The 12,221-nt window shown below is 33.2% G+C and carries 14 protein-coding genes; 8 read left to right on the forward strand and 6 right to left on the reverse strand.

Features of this window, described 5'->3' with window-relative positions; genetic code table 11:
* The first annotated feature begins 11 nt into the window (after positions 1-11).
* The 3 genes from AC061C_RS12995 to AC061C_RS13005 all read left to right on the forward strand — a co-directional run bounded on the left by AC061C_RS12995 (position 12) and on the right by AC061C_RS13005 (position 2,865).
* Positions 12-749, forward strand: coding sequence for an SDR family NAD(P)-dependent oxidoreductase (locus AC061C_RS12995; protein ID WP_478291519.1), 738 nt, complete (start codon positions 12-14; stop codon positions 747-749).
* 94 nt (positions 750-843) lie between these two features.
* On the forward strand, positions 844-1,887 hold the full coding sequence (locus tag AC061C_RS13000; protein ID WP_478291520.1) for an aldo/keto reductase: 1,044 nt from the start codon (positions 844-846) through the stop codon (positions 1,885-1,887).
* Between the two features lie 63 nt (positions 1,888-1,950).
* Complete coding sequence (locus AC061C_RS13005) at positions 1,951-2,865, forward strand: helix-turn-helix domain-containing protein (protein WP_478291521.1); 915 nt, start codon at positions 1,951-1,953, stop codon at positions 2,863-2,865.
* A 33-nt stretch (positions 2,866-2,898) separates the two neighbouring features.
* On the opposite strand, the gene AC061C_RS13010 is transcribed toward AC061C_RS13005, so the two are convergent.
* The gene (locus AC061C_RS13010) at positions 2,899-3,243 is read right to left on the reverse strand and encodes a winged helix-turn-helix transcriptional regulator (protein WP_478291522.1); all 345 of its coding nucleotides are present in this window, start codon (positions 3,241-3,243) and stop codon (positions 2,899-2,901) included.
* 94 nt (positions 3,244-3,337) lie between these two features.
* Here AC061C_RS13010 and AC061C_RS13015 point away from each other — a divergent pair, with 94 nt between their 5' ends.
* Together AC061C_RS13015 and AC061C_RS13020 are read left to right on the forward strand one after the other, a co-directional pair.
* The gene (locus tag AC061C_RS13015) at positions 3,338-4,321 is read left to right on the forward strand and encodes an aldo/keto reductase (RefSeq protein ID WP_478291523.1); all 984 of its coding nucleotides are present in this window, start codon (positions 3,338-3,340) and stop codon (positions 4,319-4,321) included.
* Positions 4,322-4,404: 83 nt separating this feature from the next.
* Positions 4,405-4,554, forward strand: a complete 150-nt coding sequence (locus AC061C_RS13020; RefSeq protein WP_478291524.1) for a hypothetical protein — start codon at positions 4,405-4,407, stop codon at positions 4,552-4,554.
* Positions 4,555-4,803: 249 nt separating this feature from the next.
* On the opposite strand, the gene AC061C_RS13025 is transcribed toward AC061C_RS13020, so the two are convergent.
* From AC061C_RS13025 to mobA, 4 genes are all read right to left on the reverse strand, one after another.
* Entirely contained in the window at positions 4,804-5,070 is a 267-nt protein-coding gene (locus AC061C_RS13025; RefSeq protein ID WP_478291525.1) for a HipA domain-containing protein, read from the reverse strand.
* Positions 5,071-5,164: 94 nt separating this feature from the next.
* Positions 5,165-7,165 carry a conjugal transfer protein MobC gene (mobC, locus tag AC061C_RS13030; protein ID WP_478291526.1) on the reverse strand — a complete coding sequence of 667 codons (2,001 nt, stop codon included), beginning with the start codon at positions 7,163-7,165 and terminating at the stop codon, positions 5,165-5,167.
* Between the two features lie 104 nt (positions 7,166-7,269).
* A complete protein-coding gene (gene mobB / locus AC061C_RS13035; RefSeq protein ID WP_478291527.1) occupies positions 7,270-8,586 on the reverse strand; it encodes a conjugal transfer protein MobB in 1,317 nt (438 codons plus the stop codon).
* Positions 8,583-9,023: a conjugal transfer protein MobA gene (gene mobA, locus AC061C_RS13040; protein WP_478291534.1), complete on the reverse strand. Its 441-nt coding sequence runs from the start codon at positions 9,021-9,023 to the stop codon at positions 8,583-8,585. The genes mobB and mobA overlap by 4 nt, the downstream gene beginning before the upstream one ends.
* A gap of 707 nt (positions 9,024-9,730) precedes the next feature.
* Here mobA and AC061C_RS13045 point away from each other — a divergent pair.
* The 3 genes from AC061C_RS13045 to AC061C_RS13055 are packed head-to-tail and all read left to right on the forward strand — an operon-like array spanning position 9,731 to position 11,570.
* Positions 9,731-10,498, forward strand: a complete 768-nt coding sequence (locus AC061C_RS13045; RefSeq protein WP_478291528.1) for a ParA family protein — start codon at positions 9,731-9,733, stop codon at positions 10,496-10,498.
* A 12-nt stretch (positions 10,499-10,510) separates the two neighbouring features.
* Positions 10,511-10,915, forward strand: coding sequence for a DUF3408 domain-containing protein (locus AC061C_RS13050; protein WP_478291529.1), 405 nt, complete (start codon positions 10,511-10,513; stop codon positions 10,913-10,915).
* Between the two features lie 22 nt (positions 10,916-10,937).
* The gene (locus AC061C_RS13055; protein WP_478291530.1) at positions 10,938-11,570 is read left to right on the forward strand and encodes a conjugal transfer protein TraD; all 633 of its coding nucleotides are present in this window, start codon (positions 10,938-10,940) and stop codon (positions 11,568-11,570) included.
* Positions 11,571-11,647: 77 nt separating this feature from the next.
* On the opposite strand, the gene AC061C_RS13060 is transcribed toward AC061C_RS13055, so the two are convergent.
* Positions 11,648-12,221: hypothetical protein (locus tag AC061C_RS13060; RefSeq protein ID WP_478291531.1), on the reverse strand; the 574-nt coding region annotated here is incomplete at its 5' end.

Genomic DNA, 12,221 nt, shown 5'->3' on the forward strand with positions numbered 1-12,221 from the left:
AAAAATAAAAAATGAAAACCGTATTAATTACAGGAGCAAACAGAAGCATTGGTTTAGAAACCGCTAAACAGCTTTCAAAAAAAGGATTATTTGTCTATTTAGGAACTCGTGACCTTCAAAAAGGTGAAACAGTTGTAAAAGAATTAAACGAAAATGGATTCGAAAACATCAAAGCTATTCAAATTGATGTTACTAATCTCGATAGCATTGTAGCTGCCAAAAACACAATTGAAAGTGAACAAGGCAAACTCGACATTTTGATAAACAACGCAGGAATTAGCGGAGGTTTTCCACAATCAGCAATCGATACTGATATCACTATTTTTAAAGAAGTCTATGATATTAATGTGTTTGGGCTCATTCAAGTAACTCAAATTTTTATGGATTTATTAAAAAAATCTGGTCAACCACGCATAACTAATTTAACTTCTGGTTTAGGTTCGCTGACATTGCATAATGATCCAACTTGGCAATATTATGATATTAAAGCAGCTATTTACAATTCATCAAAAGCAGCGCTAAATATGTATACCATCACTTTAGCTTATGAGTTGCGAGAAACTAACTTCAAAGTCAATGTGATTGACCCGGGTTTTACTGCTACCGATTTTAATCATCATACTGGACCAGGAACTGTAGAAAGTGCAGCAGCATTTGTAGTAAAACATACTTTAACTGATGATAATGCACCAACTGGAAAATATTTTAGCAACGATATTAAAGATGGAACTGAAATAAGTCCTTGGTAAAATAAAAACCCATTTTGGATACAACTAACTTCATTTTGGAAACTTTAAAATTTTAGATACTGCGCAACTTTGTACTTCACCAATAACAATAAAAATGAAATACAAAATTTTAGGCAACACAGGATTAAAAGTATCAGCACTTTGTTTAGGAACAATGAATTACGGCGGAAAAGGGTTTTTTGGTTATATGGGAAATTTAGACCAAAACGAAGTCGACGAACAAATTAGAACCGTAACCGAAGCTGGTGTGAATTTTATTGATACTGCCAATATTTATTCTGAAGGATTGTCGGAGGAAATGATTGGGCAAGCCATAAAAAATCTATCTCTCAATAGAGAAGATTTAGTTTTAGCAACAAAAGTTCGTGGTGCTGTTGGAAATGGACAAAATAATTTAGGACTTTCTCGCAAACACATCATTCAAGAAGTTGAAGGAAGTTTAAAAAGGTTAAAAACTGATTATATCGATTTGTATCAAATTCATACTTCAGATCCATTAACGCCAATCGAAGAAACCATTCGAGTTTTAGATGATTTAGTTCAAAGTGGAAAAATTCGTTATTTCGGAGCAAGTAACGTTTCGGCTTGGCATTTAATGAAAGGTTTGGCATATTCTGATTATAATGATAGAAATAGATTTGCATCATTACAAGCCAATTATTCATTAGATACTCGAGATATTGAAAGAGAAATAATTCCGTTATTGACCGACCAAAAAGTAGGTTTAATGGTTTGGAGCCCATTAAGTGGTGGTTTACTTTCTGGAAAATACAAACGAGATTTACAAGGAGCAAAAGGTAGATTGAATGATTTTCCTTTTCCACCATTCAACGAAGAACGAGCTTATGATATTTTGGATGTTTTATATCCAATGGCAGAGCAAAAAAACGTTTCTGTGGCACAATTGGCATTGGCTTGGTTAATGCACCAGCCAGTAGTTTCAAGTGTTATTATTGGAGCAACTAAACTGCATCAATTGCAAGACAATTTAAAAGTGGTTGATGTTATTTTTACTTCTGATGAGTTAAAGAAATTAGACGAAATCAGTAAACTAGCACCTCAATATCCTGGCAACGTAATCGAAATAATGACTTCTGACAGAAGTGCTGGACTTGATTTTTTAAAAGGTGAAATTTAAAATAGTTGAAACAAAAAGAGAAATTTTATCATTTCTCTTTTTGTTTTTTAAGAACTTTACAAAATGAAAAAAGAAGCAATAAGTATAAAGGCAATCAATTCAGTTTCTGAATTGCATCGATTATTGTCATTGTCAAAACCTTCGCATCCTTTGATAACTTTAATAAATCACAGTGATGTTTCAACAATATCAGATGAAAACAAGGAAAGATTACTTTTAAATTTTTACAATATATCAATCAAAAGAAGTTTTCAAGGTCAAATGAAATATGGTAAAAACTATTTTGATTTTGATGAAGGTACGATGTCTTTTGTTGCACCAAATCAGGTTATTGCTATCGATGAAGACGAAAACAGAAATAAAGATGGTTGGTCATTACTTTTTCATCCTGATTTAATTCGAAACTATCCGTTAGGGAAAACCATTAAAAATTTTGGGTTTTTTAATTACGAAGTAAACGAAGCTTTGCATCTTTCGGATGAAGAAGAAAAACTAATTGAAAATTTAGTTCAAAATATTGAAAAAGAATACCAATCAAGAGTTGATACTTTTAGTCAAGATGTAATGGTTTCCAATCTCGAATTGTTATTAAATTATTGCAATCGTTTTTATAACAGACAATTTACAACTCGAAAAATGGCAAATAACGATTTGCTCTCTAAATTTGAAAATTTATTGTCCGATTATTTTGAAGATAAGTCAAAAATGGGCTTGCCAACAGTTACTAATTTAGCAGAACAATTGAACCTGTCACCAAGTTATTTGAGTGATATGTTGCGAACAGTTACGGGACAAAACACCCAACAACACATTCATAATAAACTAATTGAAAAAGCAAAAGACATTTTAACAACGACTAATTTTTCAATCAGTGAAATTGCCTTCGAGTTAGGTTTTGAATATCCACAATCGTTTAGTAAATTGTTTAAAGCTAAAAGTGGAGTTTCTCCATTAGAATTTAGGAATTCGTTTAATTAATCTTTTTTTATAAATCAATTCAGGTTGCAATATTCAATCCTCTTTAATTTTCTCTCTATGTTGTTTTCCCCAAGCTGCCATCGAATCTACTATATCTTTGGCAGTATAACAATAGGCACTAATTTTATATTCAACAATTACTGGCGATGTATCGTAAACAGTTCTAACAACCATTTTATTGACTTCAAGCTCCTTTAACTCTTTTGAAAGAACACGATTTGTGATTTTTGGAATGAATGTTTTAATGTCTGTAAACCTACTATTTCCTTGTTTTATAGCTATGATAATTGGCAATCTCCATTTACCACCAAATACATACAAGGTGTCTTGAACATACATAATCATATCCTTTGTTATTTTTTCGTTTTCGCTTGTCATATTACTTATTGTTGGTATCCTTTAGTATATCGGTATCAAATGTATACTTATTAATTTGTAATTTTACATTGTAACAAAATTTAAATAAAAAATTATGCAAAAAAGAAAATTAAGAGATTTAGAAGTATCAGCAATCGGTTATGGTGCAATGGGTTTGAGTATGGGATATGGTGCTACTCCAGAGAAGGAGGAAGCAATAAAATTAATTCGTAAAGCCTATGATTTAGGATGTACATTCTTTGACACTGCCGAAATTTATGCAATGGGTGCCAACGAGCAATTGGTTGCGGAGGCTTTAAAAAGTGTTCGCAATAATGTTGTTATTGCTACAAAATTCTTATTTCAAAAAGATTGGGAAGGCAATGCTACAGAACGCTTGATGCAAGAATTAAGAGGTCGATTAGAAAATTCTTTAAAAATGCTTGGCACCGATCATATCGATTTATACTATCAACACAGAGTAAACCAAGACATTCCGGTTGAAGATATTGCGCACTGTATGGGTGAATTTATCAAAGAAGGTAAAATATTAGGTTGGGGTCAATCACAAGCTACTGTCAATGAAATAAGAAAAGCGCACGCAGTAACTCCATTAACAGCTATTCAAAGTGAATTTTCTATTATGGAACGTATGTATGAAAAAGATGTTATTCCAATATGCGAGGAACTCCGTATTGGTTTTGTTCCATTTTCTCCATTGGCTAGCGGTTTTTTATCTGGAAAATTAAGTTCAGAAACTAAATTCACAGGTATTGATGCTAGAAGAGTGATTACTCGTTTTGAAAAGGATAACATAATTGCAAATCAACCATTATTAGATTTACTACATCAATTTGCAAATGCAAAAGAAGTTACTCCAGCACAAATTTCTTTAGCGTGGATGCTTCACAAAAAAGATTTTATAGTGCCAATTCCTGGCTCAACAAATACTGCTAGAATTACTGAAAATCTTGGCGCTGCAAATGTATTATTGACTGATTCTGAATATGTAAACATTGAAACAGAAATAGCTAAAATTCAAATTCACGGTAATAGAACCGATGAAGATATGATGAAATTATGGTCACTTAAAGATTAATTTTTAATGAATAACTATTTGAAATTAAGCCTACTTAAAAGAGTGGGCTTAATTTCTTTAACAAATTATAACAAAAAATATGAATGAAACAAAAGTATATTCTTGAAACCTATGACCAAATTCTAAAAGAAATTAAAAATCCAAAAATAGTTTTTGATAATGATTTTGTGGACTTTCTTGAAAATTATTCCGATGTTAGTTTTCTGATTTACAACGTTGATTTTGTCAAGTAAAACGGTGAAATTAATTATACAATAAAAAAACCAATTCATAATTTGCATCCAAAAGTTGCCGAAATGAACTGTTTCGAATGTCAACCAAAATTAGAATTTGAAACACTCATTCCACCATATTAGATGTATTGGATGTAAATCAAAACAATGTTCAGTTAAGGTGGTACATATTATCCCCAACATTATTAGCTAATTCAAAATCCAGTGCATTGTTATCCATATCAATATTAAGAGCCAAACTATCTTTGTTTATCGATGGGTTAAGGTCGTAAGCAGGGGAAAGTATCCAACCTTCTTTGGTAAAATAAATCCATGGTTACGCAAATGGTCATCGGTGTTAGAAATGGCTATATTAAAGATAATTCTACGCCATAAGGTGGTTCTAGTAATATCGGCTCTTTCAGCAATTTGTATAGCAGTGAGTTTTCTTCTTTTTCGAGCCAATTTAATATTCTCACCCATTTGCTCTAAAAGAAGTTGGTGTTTAGGGAATAAGATTTGTTTTTTCGCACTCATTTTTATCAATGTTCATTAATATGAACAAAAACACCAAATATGTACATAATAACAAACATTTTTTATAGGTTTATTCTATTTACGATAATTTATTTCACCCCTCTTTCACCAAATGTTGCAAATCAGGATCGTTTTTAATGCGTTCCAATTCACTTTCAATAATAAAAACAATATCCCGTTTTATCTGTTTGTAATTAGCTTCAATCTCATCTTTCATTTGATCTTGTCCATTTTCATCAATAAAAGATAAAATAACGGGTATCTTTTTATAAGCCTTCGTTTCTGCCATTACTTTTTCATTGTCTACCACAATTTCAGAATGGAAAATTTTCTGTTCTATGCGTTCATCAAAATTATCTGAAACAGCTCCTACAAACACACCTTGCGTAAGCGTGGAGATTTTTGATGCTGGTATCAAGCTGTCCAGTTGTGTAGATATGGAGGTTGATTTATCATTTCGATTGATCGTTAAACTCTGGCGTTTCTGTAATACTTTACCAAACCGTTCGGATAAGCTTTTGGCCGTTTCGCCCACAACCTGACCACTAAAGATGTTGCCCACCGTATTTTGAATGACCTTACTTTCCTTATCACCATAATCACGAGTCAATTGCGAATAATCCTGAAATCCCAAACATACCGCTACTTTATTACTTCTAGCTGTGGCAATTAAATTATCTAGCCCTCTAAAGTAGATAGTTGGCAACTCATCGATTATCACCGAGCTTTTTAACTTACCCTTCTTGTTGATTAGTTTTATAATTCTGGAATTGTACAAACCCAAGGCAGCAGAGTAAATATTTTGTCTGTCGGGATTGTTTCCTACGCAAAGAATTTTAGGTTCATCCGGATTATTGATGTCCAGCGAAAAGTCATCTCCAGTCATCACCCAATAGAGTTGAGGGGAAATCATTCGAGACAAAGGAATTTTTGCGGAAGCGATTTGTCCTTGCAATTGATCTTGTGCGCCACCTTGCCAAGCATCCATAAACGGAGATAAATAATTTTCGAGATCAGGGTAGGAAGTAAGGATGGTAAAAACATCAATATATTTCTTGTTGAGCAATTCAATGGCATGTGGAAACGTGCAGTACTTTCCATTGTCATAAATTTTCAGGAACCAAATAATAGCGGCTAGTAATATAATGGGAGATTCCACAAAGAAATCGCCTTGTTTTTGTATCCAACTGCGGTTAAGATTCAACATAATGGTATAGGCAGATTCATAGGCATCTGAGATGTCTGTCATAAAATCTGGATTGATGGGATTGCAACGATGACTTCTGCTAGGATCGTCAAAGTTGATAATATAGAATTTTGGTTTAACGGTATACTTGTCCGAATGTTTTAATAAATGATTGTACGCAATGGTAGAAAGATCATCGAATTTGAAATCATAGATGTACATTGAAAATCCTTTTTCGATATGCTGCTTGATATAGTTGTTTATAATGGCATAGCTTTTTCCAGATCCTGGCGTTCCTAAAACTATGGAGGCTCGAAATGGATTTACCACATTAATCCATCCTTCATTCCATTTGCCTTTGTAATAAAATTTGGTTGGTAGATTAACGGAATATTCATTTTGCATCAATTTGGTTTCTTGCATGAAGCTTTCATTTTCATTATTAAAAACATCGCTCATAAGATTGGTACGCAATAGTCTACTGGCCCAAACTCCAGCCATCATTAATGAAATATAGCCCGCTGAGGTACTCATAATATATAACGAAATAGCTGTACCAGCAGATAACTTCAGCAAAGGTGTGTTGAGAAAGAAGAGTATAAATCCAACGATTAAGGCACTAGCTATTTTCGACCAACTAATTTTTTCGTTTTTCACCCCTTTTGTACCCAAACAACTTAATGCTAACAATACCAAAGCAAAAATCTTGGTGGATATGGTGTGAGAAAATAGACTTGCAGTCCGTTGAAAATTGCCTAGTATCTTGTTAATGATTTGTAATGTCCAGCCTTTTTCTAAGAAAAAACTATAACAAAACCAGTAAAAGTGCATGAGTACTAGAAGGATACTTACAGCGCGCATGAAAGCCATTATTTTCGCGAGCCCTCTTAAATCGTCTTCTCCTTGCATAATCAAAAAGTTAAAAATGTAACGAGCGAAAGTAGGTCGGACGTAAAAGAATCTAAGTGAATTGACTTTCGTTGGCATCAATTGGCGTTGATTGTCTCGCTAAACTATTTCTTTCCGTGATGATTGTTGCGTTTTGTCTTTTTCTTTATTTGATTAGCAAATACTTGCTCTTCATAATCTTCACCTTGAGAATTTGGTAATAAAGTTCCAAGGCTTTCTAGAAGACCAAAATCAGTTATAGAATGGGTTGAATAATTTCCATTAAGAAAATCAAAAAGTGCATGTGGTTTTTCTGTTTCTGGTTTGGATTCATTTTTACTAGCTGTGGATGAAACTGTTTTGGTATTCTGTATCTCATTATGAATTTTTTGAGTCCCTTCATTTTTCCATAAATCATTAAAAACGTTAGCAGATAAATTTTTACTTAATTGGGATCCATTCCAAACAGTACGCGATTCATGGTCAATAAAAGTCATTCCGTATATACGACCTTGATCATTTCTTCGAACAATGGTATTAACTCCCTGATCGACTAGTTGTTTTTTGAAATCGGTTTCATTATTCGTGGTATGCATGGCAACCTCTATCGAATTTTTCAGGATTTCTTTAGCAGGTGCTGTTTTCATCTTCTCTTTCGATTGTTCGAAATGTTTTTGCAAACTATCCATACTGGATTGTTTTCCAAAAAGAGAGGATTTGAAAGGATTTGTTACCTTTTCTCCTTTTTCATTCAGTGCAAAATAAACAAGACCTTGCTTGGACTGACCGTGTAATTCACCCGTTATTTGCTCTGCGGTAATATAAAAAAGAGAAAGTAGTGCATTATAAGCTCCTAAACTTTGATACTGATAATACTTTGGCAGATGTCGAATTACAGATGCTATTTGACTTTTTACATTGGCTTCCTTGTAATCAACTGGTTTAAAAATCACTTCCTTCGGATTTTGATTCTTTTCAGTTGCAGCGAGTAATTGATATTTTTGTTCCAAAGCACGGCACGCATTCATGGAACGTAATTTCTCATATGAATCAGATAACTTTTTTCCGTAACGATCAACGCAGGTCGAAACGATATGAATGTGAGTTCGTTCAATATCGGTATGCTTAAAAACAACATAAGGCTGGTCCCCATAGCCCATCAGTTCCATATAGTCTTGTGCGATTTTCTTAAAGTCTTCATCACTTACTCTATCTTTTGGGTTTGGGTTGAGAGAGATGTGCAAAACAGGTTTTTCTGTTCGCTTGTTTGCCATTAAATAGGGTTCGAAGGAACCGTATAATTGGTTAACAGTAAATTGTCCATTGACGGTTTCTCTTATTCTATAAGTCGCTAAAATTGATCCATTTTCTTGATCTACTTTTAGTTGGTTATAAGAAAGTGCACCAATTATATTTGCTCCACGACCAATTTTTGCTATCATTTTTCTTCTTTTTTCAAATGTTTTACTTCAAACTCATCTGTTAATTGCGTTATGGCACGGCATAATTGCGCTAACTCGATCGTTTGTTTTTCCAATTTAAAGAGATAAGCAGCTGCTTTCTTTTCAGAAAAATTGCGGTACAATATCTTGACAATTTGATTGTAATTAACACCAACAGCACGAAACTGACCGTACAAAGTGGTTAAGCGCATGTAATAATCCATTGCTGCTAGATCTACTTTTACCGTTTTTATCTGCTTTTCAAATAAGAGAGAAGTAATAAATAGCGCTTTATTATGCGCTCCTGAAGCTTCAAAAAGAGAAAGGAATTTAGCATTTTCCTGATCCGTTAATCGAAAAACATAACGGTGAATGCTAGGATCCTTTTTAGGATTCCTACCGCCTTTATGTTGCTTTTTGTTTTGTTGATTCTCCATCATCATTCCAATTTTAATTTTTAGAAAACCCCGACTTTGGAGGGAGTTTTAAGCCCCTGCAAGGGCAAGTTGTTTTGAGGCACGGAATTCATTTCGAGTGCCTCAAAACACAACTTGCTCTGTTCTGGTGAACAGATAATCTGCCCTTCGGGACAGATTTAATAAAGCAGGGAAAAACGGCTTTAAGCTGTTCCTGTTCTTATTCAAATATAGATTTGGGCCTTTCATTTTTTAATTTGTCTACTTCTTTAACAAAGTAAATCATTGATTATTAGAATGGTGTAGTAGTAAGTGTTACCAAATAAGGCCATGTAACGCCAATGTATTCCTTATTCTGAGATGGTTTGGAGTTACCAGCTTTCTTTGTTTCAAAGTTGTAAATAGATATTTAAAAATGACTTTTTATCCAATTTCAAACACAAATATCAAAGTTTAGGAGTAAGCAAGTATTAAGTAAAATGGTAAGGTGTAAAACGATACAGTTGTACAACTATAAAAATGTAAAAGCATAAAAGCAGTACTATAAATGAGCTTACCTATTACCAATAAACAAGGAATATTTGTTGGAAATTGTATGAATATGCAATTGTAGATAAGTGCATATTTAAAGCAAATCAATAGGGCAGAACATTTTATAGAAATACAACAAGGCATACTGCTGTACAGCAAAACAATTTAGTAAGTAGATAACTTTAAAATTATAAGTAATGGAAACAATAAATAAAACTTTAAAAATTAGTTTCTCTACCCAAAAGGGTGGAGTAGGGAAATCTACAATGACAACTTTGTTGGCTAGCGTGCTTCATTATCAATTGGGATATAATGTACTGGTCTTGGACTGTGATTTTCCGCAGCATAGTCTCGGCAATATGAGAGACAGAGATCTTAAAACGGTGATGCAAAATGAGCATCATAAGAGAGCGGCAATGAAGCAGTTTCAGTCAATTGATAAAAAAGCATTTCCTGTCATTCGTTGTAAGGCCGAGAATGCGCTAGAAAAAGCATCAGAATATATAGATCAATCCAATAGTGATTGGGATATTATTTTGTTTGATCTTCCAGGAACTGCCAACACCAAGGGAGTTTTGACCACTCTAAAAGCAATGGACTTCATCTTTTCTCCCATTACTGCTGACCGTTTGGTAGTAGAAAGCACTTTGGGCTTTGCCAAAGCATTTCTACAACTTCCAGAAACAGATGGAGGGAACAAGAACTTAAAATTTTGGTTGTTTTGGAATCAAGTGGATAGGAGGGAAAGGACTAGTTTGTATAAGGCCTATCAAAGTGTAATAGATGATTTAGGTCTTTCCATGATGGAGTCAAAAATAATGGATAGTAAACGTTTCCGAAAGGAAACGGAGGATACTAGTAATTATATCTTTAGATCTAGCTTGCTTCCTGCTGAGCCTAATTTGATGAAGATAACTAAGCTGGATCTTTTTGTAAATGAATTTCTCAAAATCATAAACCCTTAAATCTTTTCTTGTATGGAATCTGATAAAAAGCACAAAGGTTTTCAAAAACCAGTTGTAGATGAAGATTACCTCATGAATATTATGAGTGGGGATGAAGCGGTTAACAACGATAAAAACACAAGCCAAAGTGTCGAAGCTACGGAAAATAAGCCTAAAGAGAAAATTCGTGGAAGCGCTCCAAAAAAACGGAATTATGAAGAAGTATTTCTCACTAACAGATATCCATCTGGACGTAGTGGGAAGGTTGTGTACATAAGACCTGAATACCACGAACGACTCCTTCGAATTGTTCAATTGACAAGAGAAGAGAAAACAACATTGTATTCCTATATCGATAATATTTTAGAACAGCATTTTAATGATTTTGGAACCGAAATCCAGGAATTTTTTAATGAGAGAAACAAGCCGATTTTTTAAACAACGTATAACACTAAATAGAATGGAAACTGTAATTGTAATTTGTTTGCTCATCGTTATTTTCCTTTTGGCAAAGGATAAAATTGTCATTAAAAAACACCATAAGCATCAACCAAATCAAGAGAAAGTTAACTCTAGTCTACGTGATATTATGGGACAGCCTAAGCCTCAAAGAAGCCTTTCTGTGCCAAAGAAGTCCAATGACAGTCAAGAGCCAAAAGAAGATCATTATAATGATAATTTTGATAGAGAAATCGACGAAGGCAAAGTCGAATTACAAATTCCACAAGAAGAGCTAGAGGAAGTTTTTAAGAATGTACCTGATTTTGAGAATGAGGAAGAAGAATGGAATAGTTATGGAATATCCGATGGCGATAATGGTTTTGCCCAAGGGGTTACCTTTGAAGAATTAAGCACTGTAAAAACATTGTTGAAAAAAGAGAAAATGAAACCCTCTCAAAAAGAAACAGCAAGAGTCCTACTTCAGAAAATACAAGGAACCGAATTATTCGACCTATTGGAAAATTCCATCGAAAATACTTCTCAAAAAATAGCCAAGCTGCTAGACGGTACACTTTCTTCAGAAACGGATTCTGGTTCTTCTTTTTTACAAAAAAATAATTTGGAAGATTTTGATATTGAGGAGTTTGTGTGACCGGTTAATTCTATACTTTTGAATCAATGGCCTAGATTATACCAAATATTTAATCTATTATCATTTTCATTTCAGTTTTATTCAAAAAAAGTTTCACATATTATAAAAGAATTGTCATTTATTGATTCGTTTTCATATTCATTTATATCATTTCCTGATCCCACTCTCCAAATATCAATGTCATCATATTTAATTGACATCAACATTGAGATAAAGGTAAAAGGTTTGGGACCTAAAGGGGCGATTACAATGCTATATTCTTCTTTTAGTAAATTATATAATCTTGTTAGTTCTCTCTCTAAATATAATAAGTCATCATACGGAAATGTTACAATAAATTTAGATCTTTCATCTAAAAGCGATTTGTTATTAAATTCAATTGCATTTACAAATTTTTTATCTGATGCTGGTTTAGTGTAAAATAAATAAGATAATTTTGGATCTAAATGCTCAATTATGCCTTCGGCTTTATTTTGTTCATATCCTAAACAAACAATTAATGCTTTAGGTTTATCAGTTGGTACAACATATTTACCAGGTAAGGGAATTATTTCTTTATTCGGTTTGGGTAATTTCGGTTCATTGAATTTTGCTGGAGTATAACTAAAATAAACAGTTATATTATTCAAGACATTATTTTTATTTTTTAAA

The organism is Flavobacterium sp. GNP010, from assembly GCF_056428945.1.